A 21,335-nucleotide genomic window follows, 5' to 3' on the forward strand; every position below is an offset into this window, starting at 1 on the left:
TTCCTCTCGATGGTTTGAAGATGGTCGGCACGCTCGGTCCTGCAGCCAAGCCGGAGGGTTTGCTGAAGGATCCGGAGGGTGTTATTCGAAGGGTCCATATTGGTAACTATGTGGGTCAGAACTACGGCAAAATTACCGCTATCAATGAGGGCCAGATTGACCTGGTCGAGTTGGTGCCGAACCAAACAGGCGGCTGGGTAGAGCGCCAAACCTCGATTTCGTTGGCGGATGCCAGCAAGTAATGACCGACCCGTTGGGGGTAAGCAAAATGATCAACACAGCTACTGACATGCACGGGCACGCGCCCGCCAAAAGGATGCGAAAGGCTGCAATTGCAGGCTTGCTTGCGTTCTTGGGGCTTGTCTTCTCCGCTTCGGCCCTGGCCGAAAACGTGCTCGAGGATCTCACCTATACCGCGCAGCCTGGTGGCAAGGTCGAAGTCACCATGCATTTTGCCGAGCCCGTCGCTGTGCCGCAGGCCTTCACCACGGAGTCGCCGCCGCGCATTGCCCTGGATCTGGCCGATACACGCAACGCCTTGAGCCAGCGCCGCATCGAAATTGGAGCCGGCGCAACCGCAGGTATCTCCGCGGTCGAGGCAGCGGGACGCACCCGAGTCGTCGTCGATTTGTTTCGACCCGCCAGCTACGAGACAAGAATCAATGGCAAGGACCTGATCCTCACGATTGCGGCCAATGTTTCCGGTTCCACTCCGGCAGCCGCTTCCGCCGCCAACAGGAATCCGACCAAACGTGTTGCTGGAAACGCAGTTGAGCTGAGCAATGTCGATTTCCGCCGCGGCAAGAATGGCGAAGGCCGCATTGTGGTCAGTTTTTCCGGTCCGGGTGCTTCGGCTGATCTGAAAAAGCAGGGCGACAAGGTTGTACTCGACATCCTCAACGTCAAACTTCCGCCGGATCAGGCCAAGCGGCTCGACGTCCTCGATTTCGCCACGCCGGTGCAATACATCGAAACTCGCTCTCGCGGAACCGGCGTGCGTATCGACATCACCGCGCAAGGCCCCTACGAGCAGCTGGCGTACCAGAGTGGCAACGAATATGTCGTCGAGATTTCGCCGAAGCGTGAAGACGAGAAACTGAAGAAGAATGCCGAGCCGGTTTACAACGGCAGTCGCGTTACTTTCAACTTCCAGGACATTCCGACCCGTTCGGTTTTGCAGCTGATCGCTGACGTTTCCGATCTCAATATCGTCGTCGCTGACAGCGTTCAGGGCAACGTGACCCTGCGTCTGATCAATGTGCCATGGGATCAAGCCCTGCATATCGTGCTTCAGGCCAAGGGCCTTGATCAGCGCAAGCAGGGCAATGTCATCTGGGTTGCGCCACAACAGGAAATAGCTTCGCGGGAACAGGCGATTGCCGACGCGCGTCTGCAGATGGAAGACAAGGTTGAGCTGGTTTCCGACTACATTCCGATCAGCTATGGCAATGCCAAGGATATTGCATCTTTGTTGACGAAGGACACGCAGGGTACGCAAGGTACGCAAACGGGTGGTGGTCAGGGAGGCCAGCAGCAACGTGGTTTCCTCTCGCAGAGAGGGACGGTCAGTTTCGACGATCGCACAAACACTCTGCTGGTTAGCGACACGCCGCAAAAGGTTCTGGAGATCCGACAATTGATCGCGGTACTCGATCGCCCGGTTCAACAGGTGCTGATCGAGTCGCGTATCGTCATTGCGACAGATACATTCGCGCGTGAGTTGGGAGTCAAGTTCGGAATCAGTGGAGGTTACGAAGATAACCACGGCAACGTCGTGTCGACGGCTGGCACAGTCGCCGGTACTGATCGCATGAGCAATCTGGCCCTGAACAATCGTTTCAACGGCGGCCGCGGTCTGCCAGTATTCAACCCAGGCACGATTCCCACTTCCTCGGGTGTCGGCAGCGGTGGCGGAATTGCAGTTCCGAGCCTGAATGATCGACTCAACGTGAATCTGCCTATAGCGTCTCCGGCAGGTAGTTTCGGACTGGCGATTCTGGGTGCCGACTATTTGCTCGACCTTGAGCTTGCTGCCGCCCAGACCGAAGGGCGAGGAGAAGTCGTCTCAAGTCCACGCGTGGTAACCGCCAACCAGAAGGAAGCGGTAATCAAGCAAGGTCAGGAAGTCGCCTATGTGACCTACCAGAACGCAGGCGGCGGCGGCCTTGGTACAGCAACGGTTCAATTCAAGGAAGTCGTGCTTGAACTGAAGGTCACGCCAACGATCACGGCAGACGATCGTGTAGTGCTGAATCTTGCCGTCAAAAAGGATGCAGTCGCCGGATACGTCGACAATCCCGGTGGTGGCCAGGTGCCGATTATCGACAAACGCGAAATCAATACCTCGGTATTGGTCGACAACGGTCAAACCGTCGTTCTCGGTGGTGTTTACGAGGTTGAGAAACGTGATGGCGTAACCAAGGTGCCTTTCCTTGGTGATGTGCCGGTTCTCGGCAATCTGTTCAAGAAGACCACTCGCAGCGACACCAAGGCGGAATTGCTGATCTTCGTGACCCCCCGAATACTTAGTGAAAGTCTGAAATAGAGCGTCCAGGGACCGGTGACACCCCTATGGGTGTGCGCCAAGAGACGTGTGACGTGAAACCATTGCGATCCTGGAGAAACTACATGAAATTCCCGTTCAAGACGCTTGGCCTGCTGCTTGCGAGCATGGCCCTCGCCAGCTGCGGTGGTGGCGGCAGCGATGGTGGTGCCACCTCGGCACCGCAGCCTGGTTCGATTACGCTGACTGCTTCGCGTACGACACTGCCGCTCAATCCTGGCAACATTCTGCCGTACCCCGGTTCGCCATTCATGGCTGAGGTTGCGTTTACCTACCGCAACAATGCCGGTGTCATTACGGCTTTGACCAGCGACGCAACCTTTACGACAAGCTCACCAAGCACGATCAGCTTGTCGCCGCCAGATGACCCGTCTACGGATGAAAACGAAATGGCGTCGCGTGTCGTTTCCTTCAATGACACGACCAACAACGGTTCCTACGTGTTCTTTGCAACGTCCTACGATGTTGCAGGAACATCGGTGGTCACCGCATCGGCCACCGATCCGGCGACCGGCTTGACGGTCAGCAAGACCCTGACCTTCACGGTGCAGGGTGCTCCACCGGTTCCGGGCTCGGTAAATTTGACCCCAAGTCCGTCGGTGATTTACGTGGCCGGTGTCGGTGGCGTGACAAGTTCCACCATTTCGGCCCAGGTTCGTGATGGCGCCAATCAGCCGGTGCCGGATCCGGGTAGCGCTGACAATGTGAAATTCGAGATTGTCGGCGACGCTGGCGGCGGTATCCTCTCTGCCCCGTCGGGCAGTGGCGCAAATGTTACCGCCAAGACGGTTGCCGGAATCGCGGCGGTTTCCTTCCAGTCAGGCACCACATTGCCACCAGGACCCGTACAGATCCGCGCCACCGTAGATCGCGCCGACAACAATGTGTCAAACGGCATCAGCGATCCCATTTCGGCCACCACGAGTGTCGCAGTATCAGACGGCAAGCTATTCGGTGTGGTCATCACATCGCCGGATCTCGAAGCCGTTACAGCCAATCATGTCTTCGCTGGCGTTGATGCCAACGGCAACCCGGTCGGCGGACTCGATGGCACCTACAGCTTCACCATCAGCGCACTGGCAACTGATCGCCAGGGCAATCCGGTCGTACCAGGTACGACAATCCAGTTTGGCGTAATTGACGCGCCGTTGTCGGGATTCCCGAGCACTGGCGGTGGTGTATTTGACATCGCTGGCGGTGACGGCAATCCACTTGAGGGTGGCACGGCATTTACAGCGCCAACCGGACATTTCACAACTGCCGGTGGCGGTGCAGGCCCTGGCGATACCTTGCTCGTCTTTGGTCAGCTGGTCACAGGAAACTTTGATCTCGAGAATGCTCGTGTTGTAAGCTCCATCGCCAATGCGACCAATCTGACGGTTACCAGCGCCTTCAACCGCAATGACACAACCGGAAGCTCGGTAAATTACGGTGCAGTGCTTCCGTATGTGATCGGACGCGCGACCGAAGCCAATATCACCGCAAGCGCAACGACCAATGCGGTTGGTGTGGCCTCAACCACGCTCAACTATCCGGTTTCCCGCCTGGGCAAGCAGACCATCGTTTGGGCCCAAGGCAATGCCGCGACCAGCTCAGTCGTCAGGACAGTCGGCGATATACAGCCGGTTCGCCTGCCGGGCGTAGCTCCGTTGACGATTGCAGTGAGTCCATCACCACTGCTGGGCAACACGACTACCAGCGTAACGGTGTGCGTCTATGATGCGTTCAACTCGCCACTCCAGGGAATCTTCCCCGGCTTTTCGTTCCATGACCTTGGTATTGGCTCGGGCAGCATTGATGGCGTGAGTGGCTCCGGCAACATGAGTTCCGCGACCGGAAGCGATGGATGCACCGTGGGTACCGTCGTAACTGCCGGACTATCCGGCGGTGGCTCGGGCGGCGGTGGAGCCGGTAGCCCAGGCGTAATCTTCAACGTCGGCAACAGCGAACCGGTCGACATTCCTATCTCGGTCAGCACGGGCTTGCTCCTGCAGGCATTCCCATCATCCACTTCAGGCGGCGCAGTCAACCTGTTGTTGACTGATGGCAATGGCAATCCGGTGCCCAATGCTCAGATCGCCGGCGTCTGTACAGGCGGACCAAGCATCGTCGGACAAATTGCTCCGACCGGAGCCAACGGTCAAACCGTGGCTTCGATCCTGCCAACCGGCCTCGCCTGTGTTGCCCAGGGTGAGCCGCGGAATACCGGAACATGCGTATTCTCGACAGGTGTGCAAGGCGGACCAACGGCAACGGTTACCGTACTCGGGCCCGTCGATCCCGACCCACCAGCCAGTCCGCCTGAGCCTTGCGGCAACTGATCGCAAGGTCAATGGCAAATCAGAAAAAGGACCGCGAATGCGGTCCTTTTTTTGTTCGCTTCGCTGGCGCCAGCCAAGCGAATACCTGATACAGGCAAGCAATGGGGCCTTGGAGCCGATCCTCTGCCACAATAGCGTTGACCTTGGGGAGAGGGGCGAACTGGATGGAGCAATCTAGCAAGCGGCTAAGCGTCAAGGCCGGTGATGCCATCTTTGCGGAAGACGATGCACCGACCACCGCATTCCTGATTGAAGTCGGGCGCGTGGTCGTCAGTACAATTCAGCATGGAGAGTACCGACAACTCGGCGAGCTTGGACCGGGCGCATTGCTCGGAGAAATGGCGGTCATCGATTCGGCGCCTCGATCAGCGACCGCCCATGCTCTGACGGATTGCGAGTTGACCCCGATTGACCGCAATCAGTTTGCCGAGCGCCTCGCGGCTGCAGATCCGGTCGTACGCGCTCTGCTCATGAGCCAATTGACCCGCTACCGGTCTGCACTGGCAACCCTGACCGGTGCCGCGCTCTCGGAAACGGAGCTGAAACCCAGTGAGAATTCGGCAGCTTTCGACAAGATTCGTCTTGAAAGTGAGCTGCGTAGCGCTCTTGAGCGCGATGAGCTGGAAGTCCTGTTGCAACCCCTGCTACATATCCCGAGCGGAATCATTGCAGGATACGAAGCTCTCATTCGCTGGCAACACCCAACGAGAGGAGCGGTATCTCCGAATGAATTCATTCGCCTGGCCGAAGAAACCTCACTGATCATTCCGATTGGTGATTATGTCCTGGCGCGGGTTTGCGACATGCTTGTCGATTTGCGCAATCGCGGTCGCGAGCCTTTGCCATTCATTGCCCTGAATGTCTCGGCACGCCAACTTGATGACCCGACTCTCGTGGATCGGATGCTGGATCATTTGAGAAGCAGGGACTTGCCTCCGGACCGACTGGAAGTCGAAATTACCGAAAGTCTTGTCTTCAACCAGAAGCAGATTGGTCAGCTACTCGATCGCTGTCATGCCGCCGGCATGGAAGTGGCGCTTGATGATTTCGGAACCGGTTACTCGAATCTCGGACCCGTGCTGGAATTGAGCTTTGATCGGATCAAGCTGGATCAGGCTTTCACGCGATCACTGCACACCAAACGAGGGCATGCCCTGGTCAGTACCATTGTCGCAATGACCAAGGCCCTTGGTTGTGAAATGATTGCCGAAGGCGTCGAAGAAGTGTCGCAACTTGAAGCGCTGCGTGAGCTTGGTTGCGACTATGCGCAGGGCTGGCTGGTCGGCAAGCCGATCAGCTTGCAGCAGGTCCTGGAAACCGGTTGATTGACCCAACGACAGCCACACCGCGACAGCCATTTGGCAACGCGTCGTCGCAACTTTTGCAGCATTGCGCGGTCACATGCTGCGCGCCTTCGCGCCGCTGACCCACCTTCACAACCTGTGACAGAACCCATGGACATGCCCGAAAAAACCTCGGCGACTACTGCCTTCTCCCAGCTCCGAAGCGAGCTCTCGCAATGCATCATCGGCCAGCAGTCACTGGTCGATCGTTTGCTGATCACTCTGCTTGCGGACGGTCACTTGCTGGTTGAGGGAGCACCTGGGCTCGCCAAGACGACGGCGATCAAGGAGCTGGCGAATCGTATTGAAGCCGATTTCCATCGCGTTCAATTTACCCCGGACCTGTTGCCTGCCGATTTGACCGGAACCGAAATCTATCGCCCACAAACCGCGGTGTTCGAGTTCCAGCGCGGGCCTCTTTTTCATAATGTAATACTTGCCGATGAAGTCAATCGTGCGCCAGCCAAGGTCCAATCCGCCTTGCTTGAGGCAATGGGTGAGCGGCAGATCACAGTCGGCAGCAACACGTTTCCGTTGCCGCCGCTGTTCCTGGTCATGGCGACGCAGAATCCGATCGAACAGGAAGGGACCTACCCATTGCCCGAGGCCCAGCTCGATCGCTTCCTCCTGCATGTGCGAATTGGATATCCCGATGCAGCCGCAGAGGCGGAAATCCTGAGTCTCGCGCGCAGTCGAGCACGCGATGGCAAGTCAACAAGCACCCCGACGGCACGTCCAATCAGCCAGGCGCAAATATTTGCAGCACGAGCCGAAGTACTCGAGATGCATCTGGCGCCCGCTCTGGAGAACTACATTATCCAGCTCGTCCTGGCGACGCGCGCACCGGCCAGTTATGGTGAGGAGCTCAGCCGCTGGATCGCCTTCGGCGCGAGCCCGCGCGGAACGATTGCCCTTGACCGTTGTGCCAGAGCGCATGCCTGGCTCGCCGGCCGTGACTATGTGTCACCGGATGATGTTCATGCGGTTGCCGCCGATGTCCTGCGTCATCGCGTCTTGATGACCTACGAAGCCGAGGCGGAAGGAATCAGCAGCGACCATGCGATCAACCTTCTGCTTGAGCGTGTGCCACTGCCCTGAATCAGTTTGACAGATCTGCCCGTGCCTGTTCGAGCGCGTCCTGATTAGCGTCGGGCAAGCTACGAGCACACTGCGTACCGGCTGCATGGCAATGCGCATGCTCCAAACTCCACTCCGGATCGCCACCTTGAATCAATGAACAAACAACCCAGCCAATCGAATGCCGGCATCAAGGTCTCACTCGATGAGCTACTGGCCTTGTCCGCGCAGGTGCGTGGCAGCAGTCTGGCTGAGGTCAGGCGTAGCGCCGCCGCACGTACCGGTTTGCATGCGTCGCGCTGGCGCGGTCGCGGCGTCGATTTTCGCGAGTCGCGTATCTACCAGGCTGGCGACGATATCCGTCACATGGATTGGCGGGTCACCGCGCGCAGCGGCCGACCGCATACCAAGTTGTTTGAAGAAGAGCGCGAGCATGGCCTGCTATTGATGGTCGACTTCAACGCTGGCATGCGCTTCGGCACGCGCACACGATTCAAGAGTGTGCAGGCCGCGCGGACGGCGAGCTTGCTCGCCTGGATGGCAAGCGCATCCGGTGATCGCGTCGGCGCAATTGGCTTTGGCGGCGGAATTCGAAACGAAGTGAAGCCGAACGGTGGACGTCGCGGCGTGCTTCAGGTGTTGCGTGCGCTGCGCGACTGGGATCATGCCGCTGGAACAGAGAATGAGTCGCTGGCCAGCGCGTTGGAGCGTGCACGCAGATTGTTGCGCCCCGGTACGCGCCTGATCCTGATCAGCGACGGGTTTAGTGCGGATGACGAGGCTTGGCCAGTGCTTGCGCGATGTGCCTCACGCAACGAGCTTGGTTGCGTACTGATCTCCGATCCGCTTGAACACGCGCCACCCCCGCCCGGGCGCTATGCACTCAGTTCGCAAGGGTCCCGGCGCACCCTCGATTTCGCCGACAAGAATCTGCGCTCGCGATGGCCCAAACCTTTCGACGCCATGCGCGAGCGCGTACGCAGCGAGTTCACCCGGCTTGGTGCACGCGTCGTCGAAGTCAGCACCGATGCGGACGCGCGGCGAGCGATTCTTCCATTCACCCAGCGCGTGCTCGGACCAAGGGACTCCTCGGCATGAATCCGACCGGTCCCGAATTGCGTGACATCCACCTTCCTGCCGACCCCTCATGGTGGCCACCGGCCCCGGGTTGGTGGATTCTCGCCGCGCTGGTCATCGGTCTGACGCTCTGGTTCGGCTTCTGGATGCGAAGGCGCTTGCGCCGACGTCAATGGCGCCAACGCATCATGCTCGAACTGGATCGCATCGCCGCGAACGATTCGTTGAAATCCAGCACCCCCGCTTTGACCGCGGCGCTCTCACAACTCTTGCGCAGGGCCGGACGAATCATTCGCCCCGATGCATCGAGCTTGCGCGGCAAGGCCTGGCTAGAATTTCTCGACTCGATCGTGGAGTCAGACGAGTTCTCGAATGGGCCAGGATGCGCACTCCTTGAGGGCCCGTATCAGCGTGAGTCGAAAGCCGATCATGAAGCCCTGATCGAGCTGGTTCGACGCTGGATGAAACGCGCACTGGATGATCGGGTGCCGCATGTTTGAACTGGCCTGGCCGTGGCTGTTGTGTGCTTTGCCACTACCGCTGATCGCGGCCTGGGTGCTCCCGCGTGCGCGCAGCGCGACCTCGGCAGCGCTCAAGCTGCCGCATATCGGCATCCAGTTGCCGGATTCCGCAAACAGTTCGCCGGTACCAAACCTCCGCCGAATTCTTGCCTTGCTTGCATGGTCGCTTCTGGTGCTGTCCTGCGCACGACCGCAATGGCTCGGTGAACCCGAGGATGTGCCGCGCAGTGGTCGCGACCTGCTGCTGGCCGTGGATACCTCCGGCAGCATGAGCATCCAGGATATGCAGATTGGCAATCGCGCCACCGATCGCTTTTCGACCGTCCAGGTGATTGCTTCGGACTTCATACAGCGCCGTGTCGGCGACCGCGTAGGCCTGATCCTGTTCGGTTCGCGCGCCTATCTGCTGACTCCGCTGACCTTTGATCTGAAGACGGTTGCAAAACAACTCGACGAATCGGCCATCGGCCTAGCCGGGCGCGAAACCGCCATCGGTGATGCGGTCGGTCTGGCCGTCAAGCGCCTGCTCGAACGACCTCAGGATCAACGCGTTCTGATTCTGCTCACCGACGGCGTCAACAACGCCGGTGAACTTGACCCGCAAAAAGCCATCGAACTGGCCGAAGCCAACAAAGTGCGCATTTACACGGTTGGCATCGGTGCCGAAGCGGTCAGTGTTGACAGCTTTTTCGGAAGTCGCATGGTCAATCCATCTGCCGATCTCGACGTGGCCATGTTGACCAAGATGGCCGAAAAAACTGGTGGCAAATTCTTCCGTGCTCGCGATACCGCCGAACTGGCTGGCATCTATCGCGAGATCAATCAGCTCGAACCGGTTGCGGACAAGGCCGAAACGTTGAGGCCGGTCAAGGAGCTTTACGACTGGCCATTGGCACTGGCCATGCTGGTCGCAGCACTGGCCTTGATTTTGCCGTGGTTGAACCTCACGGCCTGGCGGAGATCGAAGTCATCATGAGTGCCTTCGTCGATTTCCATTTCCTGCGCCCGTGGTGGCTGCTCGTCCTGGCCGTGCTGCCGTTGATCGGCATGGTCTGGCGCCGCGTGCGGGCAGAGGCCGGCAACTGGAAGGCCATGGTCGATGCCCATCTGTTGCCGCACCTGGTTGACAGCACGATCGAGCGCGCAGGCAGCGGGCGCGTCTGGCTTGCATCAGTTGTCTGGGTCCTTGCCTGTGTGGCCCTGGCTGGTCCGGCGTGGGAGCGCGAACCGATACCCTTGTATCGCAACGATGCCGCCCGCGTGCTTGCTCTTGAACTGGCGCCGACCATGCTTGCCGCCGACATCAAGCCGAGCCGACTCGAGCGGGCGCGTTACAAACTCAACGATATCCTCGATATGAGTCGCGACATGCAGACCGCCTTGATCGGCTATTCAGGCGATGCGTTCGTGGCTGCGCCGCTGACGGATGACGTCAACACCGTGCGCAATCTGATCGACGCGCTCAATCCTGCCGTGATGCCGGTGGTCGGCAACTCGACCGAACGCGCAATCGATCAGGCGCTGAAGCTGATCAAGCAGGCCGGACTTGATCAGGGCGAGCTGATTCTGTTGGCCGACAGCGTCAGCGACAAGGCGATTGCGGCCGCCCGTCGTGCCCATGCAGAAGGGCTGATCATTTCGGTTCTCGGCGTCGGCAGCAACAGTGGCGCTCCCGTGCCGCTGCCCCAGGGTGGATTTCTGCAGGATGCTGGTGGAAATATCGTATTGCCGCGACTCGATGAGGCCGCGTTGCGTGCACTGGCTTCGGCGGGTGGTGGCCGCTACGCAAGCTTGACGACGGATCGCAGCGATTTGAATACCTTGTTGTCCAACGATTCAAGCAAAGGCGAGGCCAAGTCCGCTACTGAAGACGGCGCCTTGAGCGAGCGCTTCCGCGATCGCGGCCCGTGGCTCGTGCTGTTGCTGCTGCCGCTGGCGGTGTTCGGATTCCGCCGTGGTTGGCTGATGGTGTTTGCCCTGGCCTTGATCACACCGCCGGCTCCGGTGCAGGCATTCGAGTTCAGTGATCTCTGGCTTCGCTCTGATCAGCAAGCGGCACGCGCACTGGCCGAGGGTGATGCCAAGCGCGCCCAGGAACTGGCCAGGGATCCGGCCTTGCGTGGTAGTGCCGCCTATCGCGCTGAAGACTACCCGGCAGCGAGCAAGGCCTGGGCGAATGCGCACGGTGCAGATGCGCTGTACAACCAGGGCAATGCGCTGGCCAAGGCGGGCAAATACGAAGAGGCCTTGACCGCCTACCAGCAAGCGCTTGACATGAATCCGAAGCTCGATGACGCCGAGGCCAACAAGCGTGCCGTCGAGGAATGGCTGAAGCGGCAGCAGTCCAGCGACGACAAGAATCAGCAAGGCAAGGACAAGCAACAGCCGAATCAGGAAGACAACAAGGATCAACAGCAATCCGGCCAACAGCAGGAGAAGAACGATCAGCAGCAAGGCCAGGACGGCAAGCAGAAACCCGACGAACAAGAGCAGAAGCAGGGTGATCAGAACGATCAGAAGTCGGACGATTCGCAACAGGAGTCGGACAAGTCGTCGGAGCAAGACAAGTCGGATCAACAGAAGGACTCCAAAGCTGAGTCCGGCAACGATCAGGATAATCCGGCCGATGCGCAAAAGAGCGCAGCCGAGGCGGCAAAGGACAAGCAACAACAGGACGAACAGCAACAGCAATTGAGCAGCGCCATCGACAAGGCTCTCAAGGACGACAAGGACGCCAGGGAAACCAAGACTCCCGTTGCCAGCCCGGAACAAGAAGCCCAACGCGAGCAACAACAGGCATTGCAGCAATGGTTGCAGCGCGTCCCCGATGATCCGGGTGGTCTGCTGCGGCGCAAATTCCAGCTCGAATACGATCGCCGTCAACGCGGCGAAGGTGATCAATGATGAAACGAGGATATGTGATTGCCAGCGCGCTGCTGATCGGCCTGTTCTGGTCGATCGGTGCCAGCGCTGCGGCACGCGCCTGGCTCGACCGCGACAGCATGCAACTTGGCGAAACAGTCACCCTGAATGTCGAGTCCGACAGCAGCACCGCCTCAGAACCGGATTTCAGTGTCCTGCTCGGCGACTTCAAATCGCTTGGCACGCAGTCGAGTCGCCAGATCAGCATGAGCAACGGTTCGACCAGTGCGAAGACGGTCTGGGCGGTTGGCCTGGAGCCCAAGCACCCCGGAACTCTGACCATTCCTGCACTCAGCGTCGGTGGCACGATGACCGAACCGTTGTCGCTGACCGTGTTGCCGGCGCCGGTTGGTGCACAAGGCAAACCCGGCGACTCGCTTTTTATCGAGGTCAGCGCCGATCCGTTGTCGCCGTATGTGCAACAACAGGTTCGCTATACAGTGAAACTCTATTTCGCCTTGAATCTCAGTGATGGCACGCTGGATGAACCTGCGGCCAGCGGTGCGGTCGTGCAGAAGCTCGGACGTGACAAGCAATACAGCGCGACGGCCAATGGCCAGCGCTATCAGGTTCTCGAACGCAACTACGCGTTGACCCCTGAGCAGAGCGGCCGTTTGACGATGCCGCAACTCAATTTCCGTGGAAGCGCGACGGACAATTCCGATCCGACCGGATTCTTCCGTCGCGGTCGCAGTGTGACTGCACGCTCTGATGAAGTTCAGCTCGATGTGCGCCCCAAGCCGGCCAGTTGGGGAACTGCGCCGTGGCTTCCGGCTGCCTCGTTGAGTCTGAATGACGAGAGCGAGTTGCCGCACGAGATCCAGGTCGGTGAACCGCTGACACGCACGATCAAGCTTCGCGCCCAGGGGCTCGGTTTCGAACAACTCCCCGAGCTGGAGATCAAGGCGATTCCGGGTGCCGAGGTCTATCCCGACAAGCCCGATACGCAGACCCGCAACGATGGCAACTGGTTGTACGGTGAGCGCACGCGCAAGTTCGCCATCGTGCCATCCCAGCCTGGCACGTTGACCTTGCCGGCCATTGAAGTGCAATGGTGGAATACATCAACGGACAAGCTGGAAACAGCAAGCTTGCCGGAGCGCCAGATCAATGTTGTTGGCACTGCGGCGAGCGGGTCGACGGCGACACCTTCCGCGCCACAGTCTGCACCGGCTGCGCCCGCGGCAAAGCCCGACACAGCACCGACCACCGTGCTCTATCCCTCGGCGGATGGCGGATCCGGTCTGCGCTTCTGGCGCTGGATTTCATTGATCCTGGCCGTTCTCTGGCTACTGACCCTGGCGTTGTGGTGGCGCTCGCGGAATACCCTCGCGATAGCAAAGACGGCACGATCACATCCTGTGCAGGCACCTGGACGCAGCGTCTTCCTGCGTGCTTGTTCGATGGGTGATCTGATCGGCGCCGAACGTGCACTTGTTTCATGGGCACGCAGCGAGCGCGCCGGAGTGCGAAACCTCGGCGAGATCGCTGCCGCGCTCGAAGATCCCATCCAGCGAGAGGTGATCGATGACTTGCAGCGCATGCGCTACGCCGGCGTGAATTCCGAAGGCCTGGGTGGCCGCCTGACCCGCGCATTCCGTGGTGGCTTTTCGTGGACGAAATCGGCGGTCGTAGCCGCCGAAACTCCGGCACTTCCTCCGCTTTATCCCGAGCAACACTGATCATGCGGGTTGCCGAGTGATGTCGTTGCGTGCGGACATGCGGCACAGCGGTGAATCAGTACCCTGGCACCGCTGGGTTCCTCAGGAGCAAGGCTTGCATGAAGGCATTTCCGACAACTCTTCCGGGTATGAGGGCAGGTTCCGTGACACGATACGATTTCGTCTGAGTGCGCGAAGACCGATAGCGCGGCATATGAAGATGCTGATCGGCTTTGTTGTCGGTTTCGGTGTTGGCCTGCTTCCCGGTGTCGACCGGTTTCTCAACCTGTGCCGGATCGTGCGCGATGTCTCCGGCAAACTCGCCGCTGCCGTGGTCGTTTTCAGCGGCGTCGAGGAGTCCGATGTCCTGCTTGAGGCAAGCTGAGGTCAGCCAGAATGGCCATCCAAATGCCCCGTTCTCTGCGATGCATCCGATGGATTGCCTGCACGATCCTGAGCGTGGCGGGTATGCCGGTGATGGCGGCAGGTCTGCCCTGGGAAATCTGGGAGTCGCCAGCCCGGCTCGCCAGTCTCGATGTCGCCGACCTGGTGATCGAGCAATCCAGTCATTGCCCGCAAGGTTGCCGTTACGATCGCAGCAATGCCGGACCTGAGAATCCACTCGACAACCCCACACCGCAGCGCTGGTTGTATCGGGATGGTGAGGATGTCGTGCTGTTCGATGAGCGTGGCCCCGGTGCCCTGACCCGGATCTGGATGACGACAGGCTTCGGATCCTCGTCGTGCATCGATCCAGCGGTGCGCATCCGCTTCAACCTTGATGGCAATGCGATTCCAGCACTCGACCTGCCACTGGCTGCCTTGTTCGATGGCAGCGTGCCACCGTTCACGCCACCGTTGGTGGCCAATCGTCTGAGTTCAAGCGGTGGTTTCGTCAGTCGCGTACCGATCACCTACGCACATTCCCTGCGCGTCACGTTGAGTGGAGCCGACAACGGACCAAACCCGTGCACCGGCAACAACGAAAAGCTGCTCTGGTATCAGTTCACCGCGCATCGACTGGCGCAAGGCAGTGTGCTAGCGAGCTTTTCGCCAAGCGAGGATTTTGCCGCATGGCGGGCATTTCTCGATCACCCTGGGGATGACCCGTGGAGCGCAATGCTTGATCCGCAGGCATTTGCTGGAGTCCTTGCGCCCGGCACGTCGCTGCCGCTGGCGTCACGCAGAGGCACTGGCTGGTTGCGCGGTATCCGCCTGCAGATTGCACCGAGGTATCGTGACGTCATTCGATTGCGCATCTCGATCGACGACGAAACGGCGGTGGACATGCCGGTTGCCGATTTCTTTGCCAGTTCGAGGTTGGCAAGCCTGCCGACGCAGAGTCTCTTTGTCGGCCAGGACTCGCTCGGCACGCTGTTTTCATGGTGGCCGATGCCGTATGCGCAATCGCTGACGGTGGAGCTGGTTGCGGACACAGGGTTTTCGGGATCGGCAGCAATCAGCGGCAGCCTGGCTTTTGACAATGCCCCGCTGGCGGCTGATACCGGCCGGTTCAAGGCTTCGCTCGCCGATACCTGCGTCAGCGCTGGAGATATTGAGCTGCTCAACGAACAAGGCGCGGGCAAGATTGTAGGAATCTCGGTGCGCTATAGCGGCGATGCGGGCGGCGATCGCAACTATCTTGAGGGTGACGAACGCATCGTGCTCGATGGAGCCGTAAGCCCGGCTTGGTATGGTACCGGCGTCGAGGATTTCTTCGATGCGGGATTCTATTTTGACCAAGGCGAATTTTCCTCGCCATTTTCCGGGGCCAGCGAAGTCGACCCCGATGGCAGCGGAACCACGGCGGCCTATCGCATTTTCGCCACCGATCCGATCATCTATGCGCGTTCGATTCGCTGGACCCAGGAAGCCGGGCTTTCGCCTTACTTTCCATCTCCTATGTGCGCTCGCCGCGTGATCTATCGCTACCATCGCGACCATCCGTTGACGGTCAGCTATGGCCGCTTCGAAGTCGGCGATGCCGCGCAGCGCCAGGCGCACGATTGGCAGCCCTCGCCATGGGCGATATGCGGCGTCGAATCAGGTGAATACTCCGATGAACCGCCGAGCTCCCGGACTGCGTTGAATTGTTACACAAATCTCGGGTTCACCAGGTTTACCTTCAGGCCGACCGAACGGTCCGGATCACTTCGCCTGCGCCGAACCTTTGACGCGGCGTTTGGTGAACCTGGTCGATTGGCTGCACAATTTGCCGCTGAGGTCCGTGTGAATGGCGTCAGTGTGGGAACATTCCCGCCAGCCCATGCAGATCGATCAAGACGCTGGCAGGAGCAGGAAATTCTGCTGCCGATCATTCCCGGAAATGGAGAACTGCATTTCACAGTGAGTCTGCTATACGAGCCAATCGCAGCGGTCTTCGGTGAGTCGGCATGGGAGCTGCTTGGTGGCTGGGTCGATCCCATTTTTACCGCGAACTTCGATGGCACTGATTCGAGACGACAAGCACAATGAAAGATTCCAGTTACACGGCAACGATTGGTCGCTTGTTCGAGGCGGTTCGAAGCTTGCCGGAATCCGCGCGGCGCACACACTTGCTCGAACTCGGCGCGGATCCATTGCAGATTGCCGAGGTCGATGCCTTGCTGGTTGCCGATGCCGAGACATCGGCGTGGGGTGATGGGCAGCCACAGCGCGTGGCCGAGGAGGCGTCGCGAAACGCGGAGCTGGGTGCCGGCGATCAGCTGGGATCGTGGCGTCTGTTACGTGAAATCGGCACCGGCGGCATGGGTGCGGTGTATCTGGCTGAGCGCCACGATGGTCACTTTGATCAGCAGGTTGCAATCAAGCTGATCCGCGGTATTCCCGATAGCGAAACCTTCGTCCATTTTGCCCGCGAACGACAGATCCTGGCCAATCTGCAGCATCCGAATATCGCCCGTCTGCTCGATGGTGGTGCTACGCCGGGTGGTCAGCCGTACCTGGTCATGGAGCACGTCGAGGGCGTTCCGATCGATCGCTACTGCGCAGAGCACAAGCTCGATCTCGCAGCGCGCCTGCGTCTGTTCCAGAAGGTATGTGACGCGGTTCAGTTCGCCCATCAACGCCTTGTCGTGCATTGCGATCTGAAACCCTCGAACGTTCTTGTGCGCGCGGACGGAACCCCGGTGCTGCTTGATTTTGGCATTTCGCGCGCGCTGGATCAGCAACCCGGCCAGCGTGAAGCCTCGCCGGTCAATGCCTGGATCACGCCGTTGTATGCCAGCCCCGAGCAGCTGCGCGGAGAGTCGGTGACGACAGCCAGTGATGTGTTTTCGCTTGGCCTGATCCTGTTCGAATTGCTCACCGGTCGCCGAGCCCGGGTCGATGCCGATGACCATACGATCACCTTGCTCCGCGAGGCGGCGGTAAAGCCCAGTGAGCTGGCCAAGGGCATGCCCTGGGTGTCGCGTCTGCGCGGAGATCTCGATGCGATCGTCCAGCGCGCGAGCGCAGCGCAACCGGCGCAGCGATATGAATCCGCAGAATCACTGAGCGCCGATCTGCAACGCCATCTTGATTTGCGCCCGGTCATGGCACGAGCGGCGACCACCGGGTACCGAATGTCGCGCCTGGCTCGACGCCGCTGGCCGGTCGTTGTGGCTGCTGTCGCCGTACTCGCGCTGGCCGCCGTTTTCACCTGGCGAATTGCCGCCGAGCGCGATCGTGCGCTGAGCGCTGAACGCGAGGCTGTGATTCAGGCCAGGACCGCCGAGCGGGTTAGCGATTTCCTGGTTTCCGTATTCAATGTCTCCAACCCGAAGCTCAACCAGACGCGCTCGATCACGGCGCGCGAAGTGCTTGATGAGGGCGCAGCACGCATTGAAGGGGAGCTTTCCGACTCGCCGAAGGTCAAGGCGAAGATGCTTGAGGTGCTCGGCACGGCCTATCGCTATATCGGCGAATCGACACCTGCGGTCACTCTTCTGAGTTCCGCTGCGGATCTGTATCTGGATCCGCGCGTGGATCAGCCGCTGGCGGCGGCCAAGGTCCTCAGTTCTCTGGCCGTCGTCTACAGCAACAATGAATACCCGTCGAGCAAGGCAGATGAAGCTGCGGGTCAGGCGTTGCGTCTGCGCGAGCAGTATGCGCAAGCGGATTCGCTACTGATTGCGGATGCATTGAACACGCTTGGCATCGTGCGCCAGGCAGAAGGTCACTTTGACGAAGCCGAGGCGTACCTGTCGCGCTCACTGGCGATCAGAGAGCGCCTGGCAGGCAAGGAGTCCATGCAAGTCGCCACCAATCTGCACAATCTTGGACTGGTCGAGTTGAATCGCGGCCGTGATCTGGCCAAGTCAATTGCCTACTTCGAGCGTTCACTGGCGCTGAAGCGGAAGCTCAAGGGGGAACACTCTCCGGAGTTCGAGTCGACTCAGACCGATCTCGGCAAGGCCTTGCGCGACTCGGGCCAGCGCGCGCGCGCGGTCCAGATTCTGGGCGAGAGCCTGATCCTTGCGCACGATCTCTATGGTGACAGCAGCGAGCTGGTTGCCAATATTCACAATGAGCTCGGCTACACCTATCACGACATGGGCCGGTTCGCCGAAGCCGCTGACCAGTATCGGGCATCGATGGAGATTCGCAAGAAGCTCGGTGCCGACCAGGGCGCATCGTTTGCGATACCCCTGAACAATCTCGCTTCCGCATACGAAGACATGGGCGATTTCGCCGCCGCCGAGCCTCTGTTCCGGCGCTCACTCGAGTTGCGCAGGAATGGACTGGATGCCGACAGTCCCCTGATTGCGAAAGGCGAATACAATCTTGCGCGCCTGCTGATCAAGCGTGGTCGGTTCAAGGAAGCCGGGAAACTCATCCCGAATGCGTTGGCGATCTATCGCAAGCGATTTGGTGATGATCATCGCAACGTCATCAGGGTGGAACTGCTTGATGCCGAGCGCATGCTCGATGAAGGCAATCTCGTCGGTGCAGCAGCCGCGTCAGAAAAGATCCTCGAATTACCGACGAAACTCGGCGATATCGAGATCGCGCGCAGGGATCTGCTGATCGCGCGGATTGCAGCGAAGCAGGGTGATGACAAACATGCACTTCAGGCGAGTTCGTCGGCATGGGAGGCTGTTCGTCGCGGATGGGGTGAACATCATCCGTTGACGTTGGAATATGGCCTCGCCTATGCGCAGCAATTGCGCCGCAATGGCGACCTTGAAAAGGCCGCGGCGATTCTGCAATCGGTCAAGAATCTCGCACCCGAATTCTCCGTGGGCACACCGCTGCGCGTCGAACTTGAGCGTTCGCTTCGGGAAATCGATTCCTGATTGAAGCAGCGCGATATCGTTGTACTGAATCCTTGGTGTCAAATGAAGAAGCCGACCTGTTGCCAGGTCGGCTCGAAGGGCATCCTTGCCCAATGTCGCGAGATCGTCTGGTCGGTGGCTTAGAAGCGTGCTTCGGCGCCAACGGAAACCAGGCCGGAATCGAGCTTCAGTCCATTCTTGTCAGCCTTGTAGTAGTCGTAGTTCAGACCCAGGCTGAAATTGTTGCTGAAATCGTAGCCAAAGCCGGCACCGGCATACCAGTTGTTGCTCGTTCCATCGGTGCGCACCGGCAGACCTGCGATCACTTGATCACCCTTGATGTCAGCACGGAACAGGCCAGTACGGCCACTCAGGTACCAGTTGTCAGTCAGATTCAGGTGCGCGTTGGCGCCAACAGTCCAGCCACTGAGTTTGGCGTTGGTGAGGAACTCACCCGGCGGCAGCGAACTGACCGCCCGCGATTTTGCTGACCATTTGCCGAGATCGGCGTAACCACCCTCGACACCGAGGGCGAAACTCGGAGCGAGCGACCATCGATAGCCCGCATTGACGCTATAGGCAGTGTCGTTGTCGTCATACACGCCCTTGTTCACCGAGGATTCTCCGATGTTGCCGTTGATGAAGAATCCAGCGGCATCCTGTGCTGCGTGACTGGTCGCGGGGAGGGCGGCCAGGCCGGCTGCGGTAATTGCGATTGCCAACAGGGTATTTCTCATGGGGATTGCTCCAAACTCTTTCAGGGGGGGAGAACCGCACGCTCAATGCGTGCGGAACCGGCTTGGATTCGGATCGACAAACGCGGTTCCTCTCCAGTGCCGTGCCTTCAAGGTGAGGTTCAGCTTCTCAATTTCAATACTCATCGGTTTAGTATTTAACTGGGAGACAGGTAAAGGCATGTTATTCAGGTATCTATGAGGGTTATTGGCCACGACGGGTGAGGCTGCGGAAAATTGTCGCAGCGCCCCGTATCGGGGCTGTACGAATGATTTTTCCCGCCTCTTTCCGCGATTCAATGGCGATTTCACGGAAGCAAGGCAAGTCTTGCAGGGTGTGGGAAAAGACAAAGCGAGTGCCGATCGGCGACAATGCGCACCCCTTGCGGTCACCTGCCGAACCGGCCGCGTCATCCAGTCGAGTCCGAATCATGTCGAGTCGCAAAGAACTTGCCAACGCCATTCGAGCGTTGGCCATGGACGCAGTCCAAGCCGCCAATTCAGGTCATCCGGGTATGCCCATGGGCATGGCCGATATCGCCGAAGTGCTGTGGAATGATTTCCTCAGACACAACCCGAAGAATCCGAAATGGGCCAACCGGGATCGATTCGTGCTGTCCAATGGGCATGGTTCGATGCTGGTCTATTCGCTGCTTCACCTGAGCGGCTATGCGTTGCCGCTTGAGGAGTTGAAGAACTTCCGCCAGTTGCATTCGAAAACCGCCGGTCATCCGGAATATGGCGAAACTCCGGGTGTGGAGACGACCACTGGCCCACTCGGACAAGGCCTGGCCAATGCCGTCGGCATGGCCCTGGCTGAACAGGTTCTAGCCGCGCGATTCAACCGCGACAGTCTCGATATTGTCGATCATCGGACCTTTGTCTTTCTCGGCGATGGCTGCCTGATGGAAGGCATCTCGCACGAAGTTGCCTCGCTCGCCGGCACGCTTGGGCTTGGCAAGTTGATTGCGGTCTGGGACGACAACGGCATCTCGATCGATGGTGATGTCGAGGGCTGGTTTACCGACAACACGCCGGCACGCTTCGAGGCCTATGGCTGGAACGTGATTCGCGATGTCGACGGGCATGACCCGGCTGCGATCAAGGCGGCGATCACCGCTGCCACCGGGCAGACTCGCAAGCCGACCCTGATTTGTGCGAAGACCATTATCGGCTTCGGCTCGCCGAACAAGCAGGGCAAGGAATCCTCGCACGGCTCGCCGCTTGGGAAAGATGAAGTCAATGCCGCGCGTGCCCAGCTTGGCTGGAAGCACGGACCGTTCGAGATTCCCGCCGACATCTACGCGGCCTGGAACGCGGAGGCTGCCGGTGCGGAGCGCGAAACGGCATGGGACAAGCTGTTCGAACGCTATCGCGCGGCGCAGCCTGAGCTGGCTGCGGAATTTGAGCGTCGTCAGGCGGGCGAACTGCCGGAGGGTTTTGCAGCCAGTGCCGATGCCTGGATCGCAAAACTCCAGTCTGAAGGCCCGGCCGTGGCCTCGCGCAAGGCCTCGCAGATGGCGCTTGATGCGTTTGGCCCGCAACTGCCCGAGCTGATCGGCGGTTCAGCCGATCTGGCCGGCTCGAATCTGACGATCTGGAAGGGTTCGAAGAACGTCACCGGCAACGATCCTTCGGCCAACTACATCCACTACGGTGTGCGCGAATTCGGCATGAGCGCGATCGCCAACGGGCTCGCCCTGCACGGCGGTTTCATTCCCTACGATGCAACCTTCCTCGTGTTCTCGGACTACGCGCGCAACGCGGTGCGCATGAGTGCGCTGATTCCGACCCGGGCGATCCATGTCTACACGCACGATTCGATCGGCCTGGGTGAGGACGGACCGACCCATCAACCGGT

At 59.6% G+C, this 21,335-nt stretch carries 15 protein-coding genes; 14 read left to right on the top strand and 1 reads right to left on the bottom strand.

The annotated features are described in order from the left end of the window. The 13 genes from VFN25_RS04725 to VFN25_RS04785 all read left to right on the top strand — a co-directional run. Window positions 1-242 (top strand): pilus assembly protein PilP (locus VFN25_RS04725; protein WP_325139351.1); only part of this gene is annotated, 242 nt, incomplete at its 5' end. Window positions 243-340: 98 nt separating this feature from the next. After that, window positions 341-2,545 (top strand): type IV pilus secretin PilQ, encoded by a 2,205-nt coding sequence (gene pilQ, locus VFN25_RS04730; RefSeq protein WP_325139353.1) that lies wholly within the window; start codon window positions 341-343, stop codon window positions 2,543-2,545. An 83-nt stretch (window positions 2,546-2,628) separates the two neighbouring features. After that, window positions 2,629-4,884: a hypothetical protein gene (locus tag VFN25_RS04735; protein WP_325139355.1), complete on the top strand. Its 2,256-nt coding sequence runs from the start codon at window positions 2,629-2,631 to the stop codon at window positions 4,882-4,884. A gap of 164 nt (window positions 4,885-5,048) precedes the next feature. After that, window positions 5,049-6,209, top strand: a complete 1,161-nt coding sequence (locus VFN25_RS04740) for an EAL domain-containing protein (protein WP_325139357.1) — start codon at window positions 5,049-5,051, stop codon at window positions 6,207-6,209. Window positions 6,210-6,338: 129 nt separating this feature from the next. Then, window positions 6,339-7,325 (top strand): MoxR family ATPase, encoded by a 987-nt coding sequence (locus tag VFN25_RS04745; protein WP_325139359.1) that lies wholly within the window; start codon window positions 6,339-6,341, stop codon window positions 7,323-7,325. 135 nt (window positions 7,326-7,460) lie between these two features. Then, on the top strand, window positions 7,461-8,402 hold the full coding sequence (locus VFN25_RS04750) for a DUF58 domain-containing protein (RefSeq protein WP_325139361.1): 942 nt from the start codon (window positions 7,461-7,463) through the stop codon (window positions 8,400-8,402). After that, the gene (locus tag VFN25_RS04755) at window positions 8,399-8,881 is read left to right on the top strand and encodes a DUF4381 domain-containing protein (RefSeq protein ID WP_325139363.1); all 483 of its coding nucleotides are present in this window, start codon (window positions 8,399-8,401) and stop codon (window positions 8,879-8,881) included. Before VFN25_RS04750 ends, VFN25_RS04755 begins: the two co-directional genes overlap by 4 nt. Continuing rightward, on the top strand, window positions 8,874-9,878 hold the full coding sequence (locus VFN25_RS04760; RefSeq protein WP_325139365.1) for a VWA domain-containing protein: 1,005 nt from the start codon (window positions 8,874-8,876) through the stop codon (window positions 9,876-9,878). Before VFN25_RS04755 ends, VFN25_RS04760 begins: the two co-directional genes overlap by 8 nt. After that, entirely contained in the window at window positions 9,836-11,806 is a 1,971-nt protein-coding gene (locus VFN25_RS04765) for a tetratricopeptide repeat protein (protein ID WP_325139367.1), read from the top strand. The genes VFN25_RS04760 and VFN25_RS04765 overlap by 43 nt, the downstream gene beginning before the upstream one ends. Beyond that, a complete protein-coding gene (locus tag VFN25_RS04770) occupies window positions 11,803-13,506 on the top strand; it encodes a BatD family protein (RefSeq protein WP_325139369.1) in 1,704 nt (567 codons plus the stop codon). Before VFN25_RS04765 ends, VFN25_RS04770 begins: the two co-directional genes overlap by 4 nt. A 193-nt stretch (window positions 13,507-13,699) precedes the next feature. Continuing rightward, on the top strand, window positions 13,700-13,870 hold the full coding sequence (locus VFN25_RS04775; protein ID WP_325139371.1) for a hypothetical protein: 171 nt from the start codon (window positions 13,700-13,702) through the stop codon (window positions 13,868-13,870). Window positions 13,871-13,893: 23 nt separating this feature from the next. Beyond that, entirely contained in the window at window positions 13,894-15,960 is a 2,067-nt protein-coding gene (locus tag VFN25_RS04780; protein ID WP_325139373.1) for a DUF2961 domain-containing protein, read from the top strand. Next, window positions 15,957-18,761 carry a serine/threonine-protein kinase gene (locus tag VFN25_RS04785; protein WP_325139375.1) on the top strand — a complete coding sequence of 935 codons (2,805 nt, stop codon included), beginning with the start codon at window positions 15,957-15,959 and terminating at the stop codon, window positions 18,759-18,761. The genes VFN25_RS04780 and VFN25_RS04785 overlap by 4 nt, the downstream gene beginning before the upstream one ends. A gap of 119 nt (window positions 18,762-18,880) precedes the next feature. On the opposite strand, the gene VFN25_RS04790 is transcribed toward VFN25_RS04785, so the two are convergent. Further along, on the bottom strand, window positions 18,881-19,477 hold the full coding sequence (locus VFN25_RS04790) for a porin family protein (protein ID WP_325139377.1): 597 nt from the start codon (window positions 19,475-19,477) through the stop codon (window positions 18,881-18,883). 428 nt (window positions 19,478-19,905) lie between these two features. On the opposite strand from VFN25_RS04790, the gene tkt reads away from it, so the two are divergent. Next, window positions 19,906-21,335, top strand: a 1,430-nt coding sequence (gene tkt, locus VFN25_RS04795) for a transketolase (protein WP_325139379.1), incomplete at its 3' end; no start/stop codon positions are given.

This window comes from Dokdonella sp. (assembly GCF_035703485.1).
In the GTDB taxonomy this organism is placed as follows: domain Bacteria; phylum Pseudomonadota; class Gammaproteobacteria; order Xanthomonadales; family Rhodanobacteraceae; genus Dokdonella.